Annotated in this window: 15 protein-coding genes, 1 tRNA gene and 1 pseudogene; 6 read left to right on the forward strand and 11 right to left on the reverse strand. The window is 44.3% G+C overall.

Annotation, left to right across the window (positions count from 1 at the left end; genetic code table 11):
• Both L985_RS02950 and L985_RS02955 read left to right on the forward strand, forming a co-directional pair.
• Positions 1–648, forward strand: a complete 648-nt coding sequence (locus L985_RS02950) for a response regulator transcription factor (protein WP_047395058.1) — start codon at positions 1–3, stop codon at positions 646–648.
• Positions 649–666: 18 nt separating this feature from the next.
• Positions 667–1,233 carry a histidine phosphatase family protein gene (locus L985_RS02955; RefSeq protein WP_047395061.1) on the forward strand — a complete coding sequence of 189 codons (567 nt, stop codon included), beginning with the start codon at positions 667–669 and terminating at the stop codon, positions 1,231–1,233.
• Between the two features lie 58 nt (positions 1,234–1,291).
• On the opposite strand, the gene L985_RS02960 is transcribed toward L985_RS02955, so the two are convergent.
• Together L985_RS02960 and L985_RS02965 are read right to left on the reverse strand one after the other, a co-directional pair.
• On the reverse strand, positions 1,292–2,779 hold the full coding sequence (locus L985_RS02960) for a phytoene desaturase family protein (RefSeq protein WP_035412432.1): 1,488 nt from the start codon (positions 2,777–2,779) through the stop codon (positions 1,292–1,294).
• A 17-nt stretch (positions 2,780–2,796) separates the two neighbouring features.
• A complete protein-coding gene (locus L985_RS02965; RefSeq protein ID WP_035412434.1) occupies positions 2,797–3,342 on the reverse strand; it encodes a methyltransferase family protein in 546 nt (181 codons plus the stop codon).
• A 213-nt stretch (positions 3,343–3,555) separates the two neighbouring features.
• Here L985_RS02965 and L985_RS02970 point away from each other — a divergent pair, with 213 nt between their 5' ends.
• Positions 3,556–4,383 carry a D-alanyl-D-alanine carboxypeptidase family protein gene (locus L985_RS02970; RefSeq protein WP_047395064.1) on the forward strand — a complete coding sequence of 276 codons (828 nt, stop codon included), beginning with the start codon at positions 3,556–3,558 and terminating at the stop codon, positions 4,381–4,383.
• A gap of 200 nt (positions 4,384–4,583) precedes the next feature.
• On the opposite strand, the gene L985_RS02975 is transcribed toward L985_RS02970, so the two are convergent.
• Positions 4,584–7,724, reverse strand: coding sequence for an efflux RND transporter permease subunit (locus L985_RS02975; protein WP_047395067.1), 3,141 nt, complete (start codon positions 7,722–7,724; stop codon positions 4,584–4,586).
• Between the two features lie 184 nt (positions 7,725–7,908).
• Between L985_RS02975 and L985_RS02980 the strand changes: the two genes are divergently transcribed.
• Positions 7,909–7,981, forward strand: a tRNA-Val gene (locus L985_RS02980).
• A gap of 97 nt (positions 7,982–8,078) precedes the next feature.
• Here the strand turns inward: L985_RS02980 and L985_RS02985 are convergent.
• On the reverse strand, positions 8,079–9,101 hold the full coding sequence (locus L985_RS02985; RefSeq protein ID WP_035412440.1) for a PTS sugar transporter subunit IIC: 1,023 nt from the start codon (positions 9,099–9,101) through the stop codon (positions 8,079–8,081).
• A 362-nt stretch (positions 9,102–9,463) separates the two neighbouring features.
• On the opposite strand from L985_RS02985, the gene L985_RS02990 reads away from it, so the two are divergent.
• The gene (locus tag L985_RS02990; protein ID WP_047395070.1) at positions 9,464–10,198 is read left to right on the forward strand and encodes a metallophosphoesterase family protein; all 735 of its coding nucleotides are present in this window, start codon (positions 9,464–9,466) and stop codon (positions 10,196–10,198) included.
• A 36-nt stretch (positions 10,199–10,234) separates the two neighbouring features.
• Here the strand turns inward: L985_RS02990 and L985_RS02995 are convergent, their stop codons facing one another.
• The 5 genes and pseudogenes from L985_RS02995 to L985_RS03020 all read right to left on the reverse strand — a co-directional run bounded on the left by L985_RS02995 (position 10,235) and on the right by L985_RS03020 (position 15,886).
• Complete coding sequence (locus L985_RS02995) at positions 10,235–10,513, reverse strand: hypothetical protein (RefSeq protein ID WP_035412446.1); 279 nt, start codon at positions 10,511–10,513, stop codon at positions 10,235–10,237.
• A 127-nt stretch (positions 10,514–10,640) separates the two neighbouring features.
• A pseudogene (locus L985_RS03000) lies at positions 10,641–11,801 on the reverse strand (IS3 family transposase).
• A gap of 110 nt (positions 11,802–11,911) precedes the next feature.
• Positions 11,912–12,466 carry a TetR/AcrR family transcriptional regulator gene (locus L985_RS03010; protein ID WP_047395073.1) on the reverse strand — a complete coding sequence of 185 codons (555 nt, stop codon included), beginning with the start codon at positions 12,464–12,466 and terminating at the stop codon, positions 11,912–11,914.
• Positions 12,453–14,771, reverse strand: a complete 2,319-nt coding sequence (locus L985_RS03015) for a YhgE/Pip domain-containing protein (protein ID WP_047395076.1) — start codon at positions 14,769–14,771, stop codon at positions 12,453–12,455. Before L985_RS03015 ends, L985_RS03010 begins: the two co-directional genes overlap by 14 nt.
• Before the next feature lie 149 nt (positions 14,772–14,920).
• On the reverse strand, positions 14,921–15,886 hold the full coding sequence (locus tag L985_RS03020) for a quinone oxidoreductase family protein (protein ID WP_035412456.1): 966 nt from the start codon (positions 15,884–15,886) through the stop codon (positions 14,921–14,923).
• Between the two features lie 104 nt (positions 15,887–15,990).
• Between L985_RS03020 and yidD the strand changes: the two genes are divergently transcribed.
• A complete protein-coding gene (gene yidD, locus L985_RS03025) occupies positions 15,991–16,275 on the forward strand; it encodes a membrane protein insertion efficiency factor YidD (protein WP_035412458.1) in 285 nt (94 codons plus the stop codon).
• A 108-nt stretch (positions 16,276–16,383) separates the two neighbouring features.
• On the opposite strand, the gene L985_RS03030 is transcribed toward yidD, so the two are convergent.
• Entirely contained in the window at positions 16,384–16,773 is a 390-nt protein-coding gene (locus tag L985_RS03030) for a tautomerase family protein (RefSeq protein ID WP_035412460.1), read from the reverse strand.
• A gap of 60 nt (positions 16,774–16,833) precedes the next feature.
• Positions 16,834–18,318 (reverse strand): aldehyde dehydrogenase family protein, encoded by a 1,485-nt coding sequence (locus L985_RS03035; protein ID WP_023467170.1) that lies wholly within the window; start codon positions 18,316–18,318, stop codon positions 16,834–16,836.
• Positions 18,319–18,376 lie beyond the last annotated feature (58 nt).

Below are 18,376 nucleotides of genomic sequence, written 5' to 3' on the forward strand. Positions count from 1 at the left end.
ATGCCGCATGTATTGATTGTAGATGATGAACCGAGAATGCTTGAACTGTTAAAACTGTATATTCAGCCGTATGGGTACACGTGTCAGCTTGTGGATTCTGCGCAACAAGCTCTTGAGCTCTGCTGTCAGAACGTATTTGATCTTATTTTAATGGATGTCATGATGCCAGATATGGACGGATGGACATGTTGTCGTCTCATTCGAAAACACTCTAACATCCCGATATTGATGGTTACGGCACGGAATCAGCGGGAAGACATCATTCGGACACGGGAAGTAGGGGCGAATGATTACATATCAAAGCCGATTCAAGAAGGAGAACTGATCGGACGAATGGAAGTTTTATTACAGCAGCGGCATGCTGGTCTATCCTATGACCGGGAAGGCTATCGTTGTTGTTACCTCCAACAAACGATTTCGTTAACGAAGACGGAGTTTGAATTGTTAGGTGTATTTTTAGATTCTCCACGACGTGTTTGGACGCGGAATCAGCTGACGACGATGTTATGGGGAGCGGAAGCGTCTGTAGACGAGCGGACAATCGACTCGCATATCAGACATTTAAGAGAAAAACTACGTGTTTGCGGTTTTCCAATCGAACAGCATCTGGAAACGGTTCGCGGAATCGGATACCGCTGGATACACTAGTAAGAAGGAGATTCAAACATGACGACACTCTATTTCGTACGGCACGCACATTCGACATACTCACCGGATGAACGGAGACGTCCACTTTCCGATAAAGGACAGGCAGATGCAAGACGTTTACTTGAAACGTTTCAAGAAATTCCAATCGACAGATTCTATAGTAGTCCGTATCAGCGGGCGATCGAGACGGTTGCACCGCTCGCGGAGGCACGTCGACAACCAATTATTGAGGTAGAAGAACTAAGAGAGCGATTACTAGCACCTGGAGAGCTTGACGGTTTTCAGGAGGCGGTTATGTATGTATGGCAACATCCGAACGATAATCCATTCGGGGGCGAAACGAACAAAGAAGCAACGCAACGCATTCGGCAATTCATCGATGAACTGGTGGAGAAGCATTCCGACGAAATAGTTGTTCTTGGAACACATGGAAACATCATGGTGTTACTTCTCGAAACATTCGATCCGACATTTGATTATACATTTTGGAAATCCTTACCGATGCCAGCCGTGTGCCGGTTGGAAGTGAAATCAGGAGGAGAGGTAGATATTCACGTCGTACCACTTTTGACGAATGTAAAGTAAAAAAGAGGCGGAACTGATGAGTAAATCAGTTTCCGTCTCTTTTGTAATCAAAGAAATCTTAAGGCGTAGGAATAGCACCTTCATGTTTTCGGATCAAATCAGCTGTTAATTGACCGGATAAGGTGACCATCGGCACACCGCCGCCTGGGTGTGTAGAACCACCAACGAAATAAAGTCCTTCGTATAACTCGCTCTTCGATGGAATCTTGAATCCACCATTTTTCTTCCGATCAGCTGCGACACCATAAATCGATCCACCGTTTGGACCATATAAGTCCTTCAGATCTTCTGGGGTGAAGCGATATTCAAACTCGATTGATTCCCGAAGACCGTAAAGTCCCATTCGTTCGAGTTTATCAAGAACAACTTCACGATAAGCATCCCAGTCGACCTCACCTTTTTGGAGTGTTAGAGGAGGGACATGCGTCAAGACGAACAGATTATCTTTTCCATCGGGCGCTTGCGAAGCATCAGATTTCGACGAAACCCCGACATAAATCGTCGGATCCTCAGGAGGCGTTCCTTCTTTGAACATTTGAGCGAATTCGCGCTCTGGATTTTCTGAGAAAAAGAAGTTGTGATGTGCTAGTCCACTATACTCACGGTTCACACCAAGTAATAATACGAGTCCAGAAACAGAGGGAGCAAACGATGCCTGTAATTTTTTTGCCTGCTTCCGGGCTTTTTTCTCAGGTACGATTCGTTCGTAAGTCGGGATGACCTCAAGATTTGAGACGACGATGTCGGCTGCATGGAACGTACCATTCGAAAGGACACCAACTGCTTTTTTATTTTCAAGGACGATTTGTTCAACCGGTGAGTTGAGATGCACCGTGACGCGGAGCTCGTCAAGCAATCGTTTCATAGCACGCGCGATTTGATACATCCCGCCTTTAACATAATAAATGCCAAGCCCCATCTGTACATAAATCATTTGATTGAAGACGGCTGGCGCTTGATAAGGGTTGGAACCGACATACATGACCATGTAGTTGAACAGCTGTTCGAGATACGGATTATTGAGGTGTTTTTTTGTTCCGGTCGCGACGGTGTTCATCGGGTCCATCTTTAATAAATCAGACATCGTATGGTATTTTTTTAAGTCCTTTAAATCTTCGAGACTGTATTTATAAAAGCTGTCGAGACATAAGTCATACATTTGTTTTGAGTACCGGAACAATTCGACGAAATCCGCTCGTGACGAAATTTGCTCGACTTCTTCAAGCATTCCAGGTAAGTCACCTTTGACGTCGATTTTTGTCCCATCTTCAAAAAAAGTACGCCATTGCGGTTCAATGCGTTCGATTTCTAAGTAATCATCTAAGTTACGATGAACACTTGAGAAGAGTTGTTCGAGTACCCAAGGCATCGTTAAAATCGATGGACCAGTATCAAAAGTAAATCCTTTCCCGCTGCGCTGATTTAGTTTCCCACCGACGTTTGCATTTTTTTCAAGCATCGTAACTGCGTAACCATCTCCAGCTAAACGAATGGCAGCAGACATACCGGCAAGACCAGCTCCAATGACGATTGCACGTTTCTTCAAATGGATCACTTCTCCTTTTAATAGATGAATGGAATCAAACGTTTTCGTTTTGCAGCCCACATCGTATAGGCAGGTCCGAAACCTTTTGTCAACATCGCTTCCTCGATCCGGATTCGATAGAGTAGGAAAAAGAACATGAGCACTCCAGCGAAAGCGAATAGGACCATTTGTCCCGTGAACAGAGGAAAGCTGATCGTGATCAACAATAATCCACTGTACAATGGATGGCGCAAGAAACGATAAGGACCACTACTGACAAGCTTGTCATCAGCTGCGACGACGACGTGACGAGTGAATTGTTGTTTTAAGTGGAGAATTCCCCAAAGGCGTAAAGCGACTCCACTCCACAACAGCAGGCAGGAAGTGATGCGCAACCAGGGAGAAACACTTTCGTCCGCAAAGAGGAAAGAGCAGACGATCGTTCCACTCAAGACAAGGAAAATCAAATAAAAACTTACTTGTTCTGCGGCGCCCGACCGGGAATCGGATCGATTCCGAAAACGAATCATTTCACTGATCCAACAGACGCTACCAATGCTGAAGATCCATTCCCACAATGTCACGTACGCTCCTCCTTTCTGTTTCAGAACTTGTTTCGAAAGCGCATTCAACGTTATTTACCCATTGCAATTCACCCTTAAGCTACATTTAGAAAACTTCAGAAATACTTCATTTTCATGACAAGCATTCCGAATGAACCCTGTTTGAAAAAAATAATGGTATTCTAATCTAAAACATGGATGCAGATCCTCATGCATAAAGGAGATACACGATTCATGAAATACATCAAGACACTCATCACGACATTGGCATTGACGGTAGCCTGTACGTCGACTTATATATCAGAAGCTGAGGCGGCGACTTCTTCTTATCGTCAAGCCAAGACATCCCTTCATTTACGTCAAGGGACATCAGTCGAGCAACCGAGTATTGCAGTCATTCCGACAGGGATTTATGTAACAGAACTATCAAAAATCGGTACGTGGTCCAAAATACAGTACGGAACGAAGATTGGCTATGCGAGTACGAAATATCTGTTAACGGATGAACAAATCGGTGGGAAACGTATTGGCAAGACACTCATCGCGAATAAGAACTTAGCACTCCGTTCGACGTACGCTCCTGGAGAGAATCAGCAAGCGCGTGCAGCTTTTGAGAAAATGCGCTTGGCAGCAAAAAAAGAGGGGATTACGCTGGTCGCATTTAGTACATACCGTTCGTACGCTTACCAAAAGGCATTGTTTGATAAATATGTCGCGCGAGATGGATATGAAAAAGCGAGTACTTATAGTGCTGAGCCAGGAAAAAGCGAACATCAGACAGGACTCGCTTTTGATATAGGGGGAGCAGATTCTTCTAAATACGCGATGTTCAGTTTTGCGAAGACGAAAGAGGCGAAATGGCTGTTCGCGAATGCGCACCGGTATGGTTTCCATCTTCGTTATCCATCTGGTAAAGAATCGTGGACAGGTTATACGTATGAAAGCTGGCACTACCGTTATGTAGGGGCGACGCTTGCTGCTCGCCTGAAACTCAGTGGGTTGACAATGGAAGAGTATTTTCATCTTGCTCCTTGGAAACCAGTAAAGACTTCGACATCTTAAAACATGATAAATAGAGGGTGTTGGATTCATCTATTATTCGTCTTGAATGAAAGAGATGGACTGTTTGACAATGACCGGCATGCTGATTGGTAGCTGAACATGACGGTACATTGGAGCAGACGGATGAACCGTTGGAATCATAAGCCTCACACTATAAAAAGCCCATCGCAATCCAAGCGATGGGCTTTTTTGATGTTCACTTAATTGGTTGTTCGTTCTTTTTTCGCTTTTTTGAAGAAGAACAGTTCATAGACGACTGGAACAATGATGAGTGTTAACAACGTAGATGTCGTTAACCCCCCAATAACTGTTAGGGCGAGACCTTTTGAGATCAATGTCCCTGAAGAAGTTGTTAATGCGAGTGGTACCAATGCCATGATCGTTGCGAATGCGGTCATCAGGATTGGACGCAATCGTGTTTTACCCGCTTCAATCAATGATTCGCGAATTGGCATACCACGACCAACGTTTTGACCAATACGGTCGACGAGAACGATGGCATTCGTGGTGACGATACCAATTAACATCAAGAAGCCGATCATGACACTGACCGATAATGGTTCATTTGCAAAGAAGAGCGTGACGAGTGAACCGATTGGAACAAAAATCAGTGAAGACAAGATGATGAACGGAATTCGTGCTTTTCCGAACGTGATCAGCATCGTCAGGTAAACAAGCCCGATTGCAACGACAATCGCGATTCCGAGGGACTGGAAGATTTCGACTGTATCATCATTCCCACCACCACTTGTCAACGAGACACCGTCTGGTAAATTAATTTTTTCGACCTCTGTTTTTACAGCATTAGAAACGTTTTGTACGTCGTCTCCTTTAACTTGTCCGGAAACGCGAGCATATACTTTTCCGTCGAGCTTCTGAATTGATGTGAAGGTCTCAACTTCTTTGACGGTCGCGACATCTTTTAGAGCAACAGGACCGTTTGCTGAGAACAGTTGGACGTCTTCGAGATCTTTCTTCGAAACGAGTCCTTTTTCATAAGACAATTGTACATCTTGATCTTTATTATCAAGATTCAACGTGCCAACAGTAACAGGCTTCGTTTGATCATTGACGGTCCCGAGGATCTGGAAGCCGGATAGTCCACGATCACTTGCTTTTTCAGGATCGATTTCAACGAGGAATTGCTTTTGTTTTTCGCTGAAGTTGTTTGTGATATATTTTAAATCACTATTTTTGGACATATTATCCTCGACTAATTTCGCAGCTTTTTGAAGCGCTTCGAGATCGTTCGAGAACAGGTCGACATCGACGTTGTTGTTCGACGGAGGACCACCTGTTGATAATTCAGCTACGCTGATTTTGACATTGACGTTTTCCTCTTGAGCGATGTCCTCCATCTGTGTCTCAAGTGATTTGATCGTTTTCTCAACGTTCGCGCCGTCCTTCAGGTTCAAGAAATAACTTGCTTTATTATCGAGACGTAAGCCTGTCGTAAAGTCTCGTGCTCCGACAGACGTCGTGACGTCAGCGATTGCTTGTTCTTTATCAAACATCTTTTCCATCTCAAATGAGACGTCGCTCGTTTTCTCGAGCGATGTGGCAGCCGGAAGTTCAAGCGATGCCGTTAGTGTCTTTGAGGCTTCGTTCGGAATGAACGTAAAGCCGAGACGTGGAACGATCGCTAGAGAACCGCCGAGAAGAATGAACGATACAATTAAGATCGTCGCCTTATGCGAGAGTGACTTTTCAATCAGCTTGCCATACCACCGTTGAAGAGCACCTTCTTTTTCTTCTGCTGGAACCTTCTTAAAGGCAAATTTCGCAAGAATCGGTACGATCGTGATCGCAACGAGTAGTGAAGCAAGTAATGAGAAAATAATTGTCAAAGCAAACGGTAAGAAGAACTTACCAGTGATTCCACCGACGAATCCGATTGGCAGGAAGACGACGACGGTCGTTAGCGTCGATGACGTGATTGCTTTTAAAATCTCTTTTGTCGATTGTTCGATGATCTCATCCGTCATACCGGATTCGGATTTTCGAACACGCCGGAAGATGTTCTCGATAACGACGATACTATCATCAACGACACGACCGACCGCAACGGCCATCCCGCCAAGTGTCATGATGTTCAGAGAAATATCTTGCCAGTTCAAGAAGATAGCAGCAATGAGTAACGATAAAGGAATCGAGACGATGGCAATAATCGTTGCGCGAATATTTCGTAAGAACAAGAGTACAGCGAGAGAGGCAAAGAGGGCACCAAGTAATCCTTCTTTGACGAGTGTCGCGACGGATTCCTCGATATCCTTCGCTGAATCGATCCCAATCGTATAGTCGACTTGATCGTCATATTTATTAAGGATCTTCGTGACTTCATCTGCGATTTCGACCGTATTGGCATCTTGTTTTTTCGTGATTGCCATCGATAAGGAATCTTTTAAATCGTAACGTGTTTTTTCGCTTTGTTGCGAGACTGCTTCGATTTTTGCAATATCTTCTAGACGAATCGGTTCTGCAGGTTCAGACGCCTGATCTGTAGCTGCTCCACCTGTTGTACTTGGTGGTCCTTGTGTTGCACCTTGTGGTGGACTGCCAGCAGATGAACCACCTGTTTGATCGCTACTAGCTGAACTAGTCGCACCTGCAACGGGTGTCAATTGTAGATTTTTTAGTTTATCTAGATTTTCTAGTTTTTCCTCAACGCGAATCGGTATTTTTGAATCGTTTTCTGATAGCTGACCAGATGGGAACGAGACATACTTTCCGTTGATTTGTTCCTTGATACTTGAGAGCGAGAGTCCTGCTTCTGTTGCTTTCTGATTATCGACGGTGATTTGAACGAGATCATCTTTGTAGCCACCAACGGAAACGCTATTGATTCCTGGAATCTTATTAAGTTCAGGTTCGATATCGTCCTTGAGGATTTTTTCGATGTCTTTACCATCCTTACTAAAGAAAGAGATATTATAGATTGGGAACGATCCAAAGGACAGACGATTTAATTTCGTTGTTGCTTCCTCTGGTAGATTCGCATCTTGGATTGCAGCATCAATCTGTTGTTCGACTTTATCCATATCAGTATCGAACGGGAATTCGATGTTTAAGATACCGATGCTTTCATAAGAAGAGCTTGTCAGCTTAGTAGCTCCTTCGATTCCTTTCAAAGCAGTTTCAAGCTTCGAGACGACTTGTTTATCGACATCGTCGGGCGAAGCACCAGGATATACTGCTTCAACAGAGATTTGAGGAAATTCGATTTCTGGGAACTGATCGACTTTTAATTTCGAGAAAGAATAGACGCCTCCTAAAACTAAAAGAATGGCGATGATGAAAACAGCCACCGAATTCTTTAAACTGAATCGGGTTAAAAAGTTCATATGAACACTCCTTTCGTTTATATGTGCTTATTTACATAGTAGAGGACACTCATAGAACCCGCAACTTTAAAACTGTTTTATTCAAAAAGATCTTTTTGAAAAAAGATAATTTTTTTTGTTAAAAAGGCTTTACACCTTTCGATATGCTGCTATAATAAAAATATACCCAGTAACAACACAGCATGATTCTGTAGCTCAGCTGGGAGAGCGCTACCTTGACAGGGTAGAGGTCGCTGGTTCGAGCCCAGTCAGAATCATACCGAAATCGTTCCTTTTCGAAGGAACGATTTTTTTTGCATTAAAAAAACTATTCCCGAAATCAATCAGGAATAGTTGGAAGGTAGAGATATTATTTTATTGGATTTCGAGATGAAGATCGCCACGCTTCGTCCAGCCTGCGACAGTCGTCAATCGATAGAAGACGAGTGTCAAGACGCCAGGTAAAACGACACCAGTCAAGAAGAAGATAAGGAACGCCTGAGGACCTTGGTTGACGAAGATATTGAGTGGCGCAATCATCGAATTTAAACCGAGTCCAGCGAGTTCATATGGTACTTTCAAAGAGAGAAGAAGCGTCGCTACAGGAGCTGAAATCATCGCTGCGAGAAACGGTGCAACGACAAGACGTGGATTTTTAACGATATTCGGGAATTGTACTTTAGGTGTGACAAAGAAAGAAGCAATCAAACCACCGGGATCCGTCTGACGATATGCCATCAATGTGAAGCCAACGAATTGAGCGGAACAGCCAATGAGTGCGGCGGCACTTGCTACAGGATCAAGCTGCAAAGCGATAGCGAGTGCAGCGGATGAAGCGGGAGACATCAATAAGACACTAAAGATGAGTGCAATGACAAGAGATGTAGCAATAGGAGACGATTCGACTGAAGCGGTGATCATAGCGCTGAATTTTGTAAGGAGTGGTGTCGTTACGGCAGCAGCACCGATACCAGTGATACCACCGGCAAGCACAGCACTCATTGGGATGACCATCATGTCAAATTTCGTTTTTCCAGTCATGCGTTTTCCGACATATACAGCGACCGCAGCTGCGAGTAATGCACTGATTGGCTGACCGGGGGCAAGAACGAGTCCAGAAGCAGTCGATTGAAGCGCAGCACCACCAATCGTCGCTGCGATCATCGCGCTGAACAGGACAAGTGTGTTTCCTCCGAGCTGAAAGGCGATACCGGCACCGAGTGCAGGAGCAAGCAGTACTTTTGCGACGCCGCCAATCGTCAGTAGCATTTGGATATGTAAAAAATTGCCGAGCGTCTCAATCAGGAGTCCGACACCGAGTGTTACAAGAACGGCATTCGCCATTCCAGCTGATACTTTTACCATTCGATCCATCGCATATTCTTTCAACGTTGTCATCCTCTCTCTATCTATCTCTATTTTTTGCCATGAAAAAAGCCTATCCATTTTTGGGATAGGCGCCACTCATTCTGTGCGGGCGCCTCATTCGATGCATCGAAAGGAGGGCCCAAAAATCATTTCCGTTTCATCATCGGAAAAGTTTTCAGTCCCTCATGCATAGAATAATCAGTCGTCCGGCTTGGTTAAATGGCTGTTGCGTCGGAATCATTCAATCGTGCCCCTCTCTGTGAATTTTTCTAAGCCTAACATGCTTCTGATCAATAATCAATATTTTCTGACAATTTATTTTTTCTCTAAATCTAATAGGAATTTACGCTATCATCGGGAAATCCTAATGTACTAACAATGGAGGCGTTTACATGAAAGTAATGATTTTTACAGATATTCACGGGAATGCTTCAGCATTGCGTGCCGTGTTGTCCTACCTCGATCAGCCTTCAGACATCGATGCTGTATATTGTCTCGGTGATCTCGTCGGTATCGGACCTGAACATAATGAGGTCATCAATTTGTTAAGGCAGCGGCCTGATATTCAGACGATTTCTGGAAACCATGATGAATGCGTCCTTGCTTTGATTCATGGGGATGTTTATCCCGCTAGTTACCAACATGCGAAAGAGCACCATCAATGGATTGCAGATTCATTGACGCAGGAGAATCAGAGTTATTTGGAGCGTTTACCGCGTGTATTGAATGTCACCCATCAGGAACAAACGATGTATCTGACACATTATGCCTATGCCGATCAGACGAAAAAAATCGGTGAGGAACCCTTAAAGCCAGCAGTGGATGGAACGAAAGAAAACTTACCCGTCCTTTTTTCCGGAAATGAGGCGCGAATCATTGGCTTTGGTCACCACCATCCAGCACAACAAGTTGAGACGGATCAAACGCTGTACATCAACCCTGGAGCGATCGGGTGTCAGGAAACAGCTCTTGCCCCAGTAGCAATCCTCACTTTAGAAAAAGGACAAGTTCGTTCGGAAATCCTGACGATTCCTTACGATGACCGCCCATTTCTAAATGTACTCAATACAACAGAAATGCCGGAACGTGAATTGATGCGACGTCTCTTCTTCGGAAATAGATCATGAAAAAAACCTTCATGAATAGATCATGAAGGAAGTCGATCATGCAGACAGTTTCGTCATGATTGAGATGAGGCAGACGATAATCAGTAACAGGATACCGATATTTCGTTTCAACGAGTGGCGTGACCAGTAGAAGAATAGTGCAAGTACAGGGGCCACGAAAAAGGCAAGAACAAGACTGATCAGTGTTGCAAGAAATAAAACAAATATCCAGAGCTTGCTCGTTGTCCGGTAAACCTGCCACATGTCGTAAAGCGACATAAGTGTATAAGCGAGTAATACAAAGATGATTCCGGTCGATAAACTCAAAACGATCATCACTCCATTCCTTTTTTAGTATAAGGGAAGGAGCAAAGATGACTATATGTCTTGCAGGAAAAAACGTGACGAATCGATGAACGTATAGACTGACCTAGCACTATGAGACACATATAAAACACCTTGATTAGGCTGCCAGTACACCGTATCTTTTCGGTGTCAGGTAGCCTAATTTTTCTTGGATTCGTTCTTCGTTATAGTAGTTTAAGTAATTAATAACGCGTTCAGTGACCTCATGGTCTCTTAGCGAGTTAAATTTGACGTACTGGAACTCCTCGGACTTTAAATTAGAGTGGAACGATTCAATAACTGCGTTGTCCCAACAGTTTCCTCTACGAGACATGCTACTTATTAGGTGATTGCTCTTAACGAATTCTTGAAAGGCATATGACGTATAGACACTGCCTTGGTCCGAATGAAGGATGACCCCTTCGGGATAGTTTCGGTTCTCAAGCGCTATCTTCAACGTATCGATCACAAGAGGCGTTTGTTGATGCTCGTATAACTTGTAGGCGATGATTTCGTTATTGAATAAGTCCATGATAGTTGAAAGATATTTCGTCGTGCTGCCGTATTGGATATAGGTGATATCCGTCACCCACTTCTGATTCGGTTTACTTGCTGTGAAGTCGCGCTTGATGAGATCCGGTGCCGTTACGATGCGCTCACCTTGAGACTTCCATCTTCGTTTCAGCTTGATCCGGCATTGGAGATGGTGTTTTTGCATGATTTTCTGCACGGTATTCCGATTGGCTTTCAACTGATAAATTTGCTGTAATAATGCCTTTATTTTTCGATGTCCGTTCCGATACTTCGTCTGCTTACTTAGTCCAATGATGCTTTTTCGAGCACCGAGGGTGCTTTCACAGATTCTTTAATCCAACGGTAATAGTTTGCTCTCGGTATATTCAAAACGCTAAGAATAGCGGTGATTGTATACTTCCCCGAAGAAACTCTACAATTTTTATGACTACTTCTTTCTCAACTCTCTTTCGATCTCCATGTACTTTTTTAAGATTTCGTTTTCCATCTTTAGATGAGACATTTGTCGTTCTCTCTTATCATCCTCACTTGCAGAATCTGGACCATGTCCATAGGTATATTGTTTTCCAATCGGCTGATCAAATCGATAATGTTCGTTAGCGCGATACCATCTCATCCATGTTTTAATTTGAGATTCATTTTTGATTCCGTACTTCTCCATAATCTCTTTCGTCGTTAACTTACCACTCAGCTTATCTTTTACTACTGCCCATTTCACTTCACTTGAATATACGTTTTTGCCCATGCAAAAACACCTCCGATGTTAGTACTTTTTAAAAGTGTACCACTCCGAAGGTGTTTTATATTGTCTCAAAATTTTAGGTTAGCCCAATCCATTGATCAGCGGTTTTTTATTCACAGAACGCGCAACATGGCACGTCGAATCGTATCGAGTTCAAGTGGACGCGCAATCGATGGCCATTCGGCGATCAACGCGATATACGTTCGAAAGATCAGGAAGGCCGTGACATCGACCGGTATGTCGCGATCGTCTTGACCAAGACGAGTCTTAAGTAATGTCTTGATATATTCGACGACATGTCGTTCAATCCGCATCCGTAATTCCTGCATCTCTTGTAATTTTAAGTTGCGTGTTTCTTCGATGATTTGAAGAATGAATAAGTGTTGTTGCTGATGATAGACGATGGCGTCGATCATTGCTTGTTTATTTTCTTCTACGGTCGCCTGTTCGACGTAAGCGCGTTCTGCTTCTTCTTTCATCTCTTGCAACACACGTGTTACGAGTGATTCAAACAGATTGAGTTTACTTTCGAACAATTGATAGACGGTTGGTTTTCCGACATGAGCGCGTCGGGCGACACGCTCGATCGTCGTTCCCTTATAACCGAGTTCTGAAAAGCAAGCCATTGCTGAGTCGAGTATCAAAGTTTCTTTATCAGACTGTGTCATGTTGTTTTCGTCTCGCTTTCGTTGAGAGTAGAATCCGTTTGGCTCCGAGCCCTCCAACGAAGCTGATGATTAATGCGACGACTAATATGGTCGCAAGGACTTGACTATTGGATACGAGGGCATCCGTCACACCGAGTCCAAGCGCTTCGCGGAATCCACCGACCGAATATGTCATCGGTAAGAAAGCGTGAATCGCTTGGAAGAACCCTGGCGTCATTTCGACAGGGAACGTTCCACCACTACCACCGATTTGAAGAAGGAGTAGTAAGAAGGCAAGGAACTGTCCGACGCGACCGAGTAGCATCGCGAGCGTGAACAGAATGGTAATGAACGTCATACCTGTCAAGGCAGCGAATCCATACAGCGCAGGGACACTCGCGACATCAGCATCCAGCACATAGACGATTGCTGTGGCCGCTGCGACACCTTGTAATGCGCCAATCGGTAAGATAAGTGATAATTTACCGACGAGGAAGCGCCATGTCAGACTCTCACCATGTTCGGGACGAATCTGATAGACCGAAGAGAACATCAAGGCACCTGCGAACAAGGCAATACTAAGGATATAAGCTGATAAACCAGAACCGTAATTGTTGACAGTCGAATAGTCATGTTCTTTTAAGACGACGGGTTCTGCTAGCATATTATCCCGCTCTTTTGTCGGCTTGACCGTCGCGTCTTTAGCTCCTTTGCTGAGCTCATCCTTCAGTGTTTTAGCTCCATCTTCAAGTTTCGTGTTGGCATCCGCGATTTTTGAAGCACCCTCGGTCGTTTTGCCGATACCATCTGTAATCGTAGAAGAACCAGATGCCAATTGTCCTAATCCGTTATTCAACGCGCTAGCCCCAGCTTGAAGTTGATGTGTACCATCTGACAGTTGGTTCGCGCCGTCAGCTAGTTGGGCACCGCCTGTTGCGGCTTTATGCACACCCGCAGTATACTGACCGAGTTTTTCATTGAACGTCTGTTGTCCACTAGCTAATTGTTGTGCGCCAGACTCGACTTGTTTCGCACCATCGACGAGCTTCAATTGTCCAGCGTTTAGTTGCGATACAGCAGACTGGACTTGCTGACCACCTGCGGCGAGTTGACCGATTTTCTTCGTTGCATTTGTTGCTTGAGCAAGACTCTGATCAATTGCACCTTCTTGGGCAGCAAGACTTTGAATATTTTCTTCTAATGAACCAATAGAACCGAGTAATGTTTGTTTTTCTTCATCTGATAACTGTTCAGAAGCAGAAATAACTTCTTTTAGTTGAGCGACGTTTGCCTCAAGTGCTTGGCGACGGGCCCGTAAGTCCTGTTTCGCCTGTTCAGCATCTTGATTGAGTTGTGTTAAAAAGGCATTCGCAGCTTGTGCTTTTTCATCCAGTTGATTTAATCCGTTCGTCAACTGAGGAATTTTTTCATTAAGCTGAGCAGTACCCGCAGCCAGTTGTTCTGCCCCTTGGCGTACCTGTGTTGAGCCACCGCTGAGTTTCGTTGCTCCGTCTTCTAGTTGTGCAGCACCGGCTTGTAATTTGCCACCATTTTCGTCTAGCGTGTTCAACCCAGAAGACAACTCACCCGTTTTTTGGGCGAAGAGGGCAGTCTTTTCGTCGAGTGTCGTGACGCCGTCACTGAGTTTTTTAGAACCTTGATTCGCTTCCCCGAGTTTTTCGGACAGTGTCAGACTGCCATCTGCGAGTTTTCCAAGATTTGTTGCTAGTGTTCTAGCGCCATCCGCTGTTTTATGGTTACCGTCCTCGAGTTTAGAGGAACCGTCCGACGCTTTTTCCATTCCGTTTGCGATTTTCTTTAACGCACCGAATATAGCACTACTATATTGTTTCGTAACGGATTTTCGGATTTTTTCGTTTAACTGTTTTGCGGCAGTACTCGAAATTTGTGTTCCCGAGTAGTTTTTCGCTGGATTCAAGTAATATTCTAACTCAATCTTCTTCGGGTGATCATCGAGTAGTGTCGTTGCATTTTTAGAAAAATTCTTTGGAATGACAACTGTCATGTAGACTTTTCCGTCACGCAATTCTTTCTCTGCCTTATCCTGAGACAAGAACTGCCAATCAAAATCATCATTTTTTTTGAGTTTATCGACGAATTGATCCCCGATGTCGACTTTCTCTCCTTTAAACTTTGTCGCCTGATCTTCGTTGACGATAGCAACCTTAATATCTTCTGTACGACCGTACGGGTCCCAGAATGCAGATAAGAAGATGGAGTTGTAAAGAAACGGTACGAGGATGAGGGCGAGAATAACGACGATCATCATCGGACTCTTCAATTTCTTCCATTCTGAGCGAAACATAAATACAAATCCCCTTTCTAAAACTCAAAACTAATTTGAGTTTTAGGTTTTGATGAGATTTACTTTACTCTCTTCATTATAAAAAATCAATCGATAATTCCAATTTCACACAAAAAAACGACTCACGGAGAGTCGTCTCTAGAAAATGATTAAGGAATTAACAGTAACTTTCCTGTACTACGTCGGCTTTCTAAAAAGTCATGCGCTGCTTTTCCATCAGATAAAGCAAAAATTGTCGGAGAGGACAGGTTAAGGTGACTAGATAAAATCCAATCAAACAGCTCACCCGATCTGCGGATGCGTTCCTCAGAAGACGTTAACACATTCCAAAGGTCGCCACCTGTTAATGTTTTGGACGTATCCATTAAAAAACGTGGATCGACAGGTGCGGGATCACCGCCTGCCATACCATAGAAGACGACGGTCCCATGTACTTTCGTTACATGGAAACTGTCCATTAGCGTAGAACCGATAGACTCATAAACGACATCGACCCCTCTACCAGAAGTTTGTGTAAGCACTTGCTCGACCCAGTTCTCTGAGTACAAATAGACAGACTCACAACCGGCAGTTTTTGCGATCTGTGCCTTATCGGGAGAAGAAGTTAAGCCAATCGGAGTTGCACCAAGTAAACGAATGAGTTGTGTCAGTAATTGCCCCACGCCACCGGCAGCAGCGTGAACTAAGACGGTATCTCCTGGTTGAACGTGATAACTGTCGCGAGTCAAATAATGTGCCGTCAATCCTTGTAATAAGACAGAAGCTGCTGTTTCGTATGAGATACCGTCAGGAAGCGGAATCAATTTATCAACGGGTGCCGCCACGTACTCAGCGTTCGCAAGCGGAACGTCCGCAAAAGCAATCCGTTGACCTACATGGAACGTTGAAACGGCTGCACCGATTGCGGTGATGACTCCTGCTCCTTCGTAACCTAAAATATAGGGAGGCTGTCCTTCTAAATGATAGTTTCCTTTTCGACGATAAATATCTGCAAAATTCAGACCGATCGCTTTCATTTCAATCAGAACTTCCTGTTCGCTGATTGTTGGCGTTGGCACGTCTTCGAAGCGTAATACATCAGAACCTCCGAATTCGTGGAATGTTAATGCCTTCATCTCAACACATCCTTCTTTTAAATCTGCTTATAGTATAAAGCAGAACATCTGAAAATGATGGACAGATGCGTTACACTAGAAAAAAAGAAGAAAGAAGGGACGTTATGAAACGTGTCTTAATGGGAGGCATTCGCTTTTATCAAAAAGTCATTTCTCCCATGAAACCAGCCACATGTCGATTCTATCCGACGTGTTCCCATTACGGGATGGAGGCAATTGAACGTCATGGTGCAGTAAAAGGGAGTTATTTGACGACACGCCGTTTGCTCCGTTGCCAACCGTTTCATCCAGGAGGTCTCGATTTCGTTCCAGAACCTGATCAGTTTAGTTGGAAAGCGCCGTTACAGCGAGAAAATCCCCGTGAGAAGGTCGAAGTCACTGTGGAATAAGTCATGTTAGGGTTTATGTTAATAGTTTAATGAATGAAGAAAAAGGGGGGTGTGTTACCGGAAATCATCGGTAACACACCCCCTTTAATTGTTTCATTTGTTGAACGCTCATAGTTTACCTGTTAAAAACTGTGCTTCACCGAGACCGAAACTCCAGTCTGCCGCATCATTTTCGACGATTGAAACCATTAAATCAGTCGGAGCAAGTCCACAATTTGCTTCTAATCGTTCAGCGAGCAATTGATAGAGACGTTGCTTCTTCTCTTTCGTCCGCGTTTTACTTGTCACACTGATAAGGACGATATCTTTACTCCGATTAAAACCAAGACCTGTATCTTGAATGACCATTTCGTGGGCTTTGTGCGTATGCACGATTTGATACCGATCACGTTCCGGCACGTCGAATGCTTCGACCATCGCGTCATGTGCAGTGTCGAGTAACACGTTCAACTCTTCTTCAGAACGTCCTTCAATGACGTCGAATCGTAATAATGGCATAACCGTTCAGCTCCTTTTTTAAGTATGTAGAGCAGGGAAGAGTTCCCTGCTCTCGATTATTTATTCAAAGAATGGTTTGTATTGGCGGCGATCATGCATGACGGACAACCATTGTACAGTTGAGAATTCTTCAAGCACCCATTCACCGTTAAAGCGACCAAGTCCTGAATCTTTTTCACCACCAAATGGCATATGTGGCTCATCGTTGACCGATTGGTCGTTGATGTGAATCATACCTGTCTCGACTTCCAGTGCAAAAGCGGTCGCACGTTCAATAGATGAACCGTGCACTGCACCACTCAATCCGTATGGAAGAGAGTTTGCGATTTCAAGTGCCTCTTCATCTGTATCGAATGGGATGATGACGGCAACTGGTCCAAAGATTTCATTTTTAGCAAGCGGCATATCGTTCGTGACGCCTGTGACGACAGTTGGCGCAATGACGTTGTCTTTTGCTTCTCCACCTACACGAACGGTTGCACCGGCAGCTTTTGTTTTTTCAAGATCTTCAAGGATGCGTTCGACTTGTGATTGATTGATGAGTGGTCCGACTTGTGTCCGGTCATGTGATGGATCACCATACTGTAATTCTTTCACACGAGCAACGTATTTTTCGACGAACTCATCATGAATCGAAGAAGCGACAAGAATTCGGTTCGTCGACATACAGATTTGACCTTGATGATAGAACTTGCTGTAGACAGCAGATTCAACCGCACGATCGAGATCAGCATCATCAAGTACGACGAAGACGTTGTTTCCGCCAAGTTCAAGCGCTGTTTTCTTCAGGTGTTTACCGGCAAGTTCTCCGATGTGGCGACCGACTTCAGTTGATCCTGTAAAGGAAATCAAGCGTGGGACAGGGTGTTCGACGATAGCATCACCGATTTCTGAACCGCGACCGACGATGACATTCAAGACACCTTTTGGCAATCCAGCTTTTTCAAACAGACTAGCAAAAATCAATCCGCCTGAAACAGGTGTGTCCGTAGCTGGTTTAACAACGACTGCGTTCCCGATGGCAATAGCAGTAGCGATCGACCGCACAGCTAAGTGGAACGGGAAGTTCCATGGACTGATGACACCGATGACGCCAAGTGCTTTACGGTAGATCCGGTTTTCTTTACCTGGTACGACCGATGGACGAATTTCACCGTGCATCCGAAGTGGGAATGTCGCAGCTTCCTTGACGATCAAGACAGAAGCAAGGAATTCGCCTTCCGCTTTAATACGTGTACTTCCGGACTCTTTAATCAACCATTCGATGATCGTTTCTTTCTCCTCGTACAAGACTTTCAAGAAGTTTTCGATCAAGCCTTGGCGTTTTAAGGCAGGAACTTTCGCCCAGTCTTTTTGAGCGACTTGAGCCGCTTCATATGCGTCATCTAAATCTTGTTGGTTCGCGGCAGAGATCGTGAAGAGCTCTTCACCCGTGAAAGGATTCGTGTTCGTCATGTTGCTGTCACTTGCGCCTGTGCGCCACTGACCGTCAATATAAATTTTCGTGAAATCTGTATGCAATGTAGCTTCGTTTTGTTGAGCCATATCATTTCATCTCCCATTCGTTTTCATAACAATTAAGTTATTCACGTTATGAAAAGAA

Origin of the sequence: Exiguobacterium sp. ZWU0009 (genome assembly GCF_000798935.2) — a bacterium.
In the GTDB taxonomy this organism is placed as follows: domain Bacteria; phylum Bacillota; class Bacilli; order Exiguobacteriales; family Exiguobacteriaceae; genus Exiguobacterium_A; species Exiguobacterium_A acetylicum.

Coding starts and splice junctions, on each gene's coding strand:
- L985_RS02975 (WP_047395067.1), bottom strand. CDS start 7,724: ATGAACTTTTTAACCCGATTCAGTTTAAAGAATTCGGTGGCTGTTTTC.
- L985_RS03030 (WP_035412460.1), bottom strand. CDS start 16,773: ATGCCATTATTACGATTCGACGTCATTGAAGGACGTTCTGAAGAAGAG.
- L985_RS02970 (WP_047395064.1), top strand. CDS start 3,556: ATGAAATACATCAAGACACTCATCACGACATTGGCATTGACGGTAGCC.
- L985_RS03020 (WP_035412456.1), bottom strand. CDS start 15,886: ATGAAGGCATTAACATTCCACGAATTCGGAGGTTCTGATGTATTACGC.
- L985_RS03015 (WP_047395076.1), bottom strand. CDS start 14,771: ATGTTTCGCTCAGAATGGAAGAAATTGAAGAGTCCGATGATGATCGTC.
- L985_RS02950 (WP_047395058.1), top strand. CDS start 1: ATGCCGCATGTATTGATTGTAGATGATGAACCGAGAATGCTTGAACTG.
- L985_RS02955 (WP_047395061.1), top strand. CDS start 667: ATGACGACACTCTATTTCGTACGGCACGCACATTCGACATACTCACCG.
- L985_RS02995 (WP_035412446.1), bottom strand. CDS start 10,513: ATGATCGTTTTGAGTTTATCGACCGGAATCATCTTTGTATTACTCGCT.
- L985_RS03035 (WP_023467170.1), bottom strand. CDS start 18,318: ATGGCTCAACAAAACGAAGCTACATTGCATACAGATTTCACGAAAATT.
- yidD (WP_035412458.1), top strand. CDS start 15,991: ATGAAACGTGTCTTAATGGGAGGCATTCGCTTTTATCAAAAAGTCATT.
- L985_RS02990 (WP_047395070.1), top strand. CDS start 9,464: ATGAAAGTAATGATTTTTACAGATATTCACGGGAATGCTTCAGCATTG.
- L985_RS03010 (WP_047395073.1), bottom strand. CDS start 12,466: ATGACACAGTCTGATAAAGAAACTTTGATACTCGACTCAGCAATGGCT.
- L985_RS02985 (WP_035412440.1), bottom strand. CDS start 9,101: ATGACAACGTTGAAAGAATATGCGATGGATCGAATGGTAAAAGTATCA.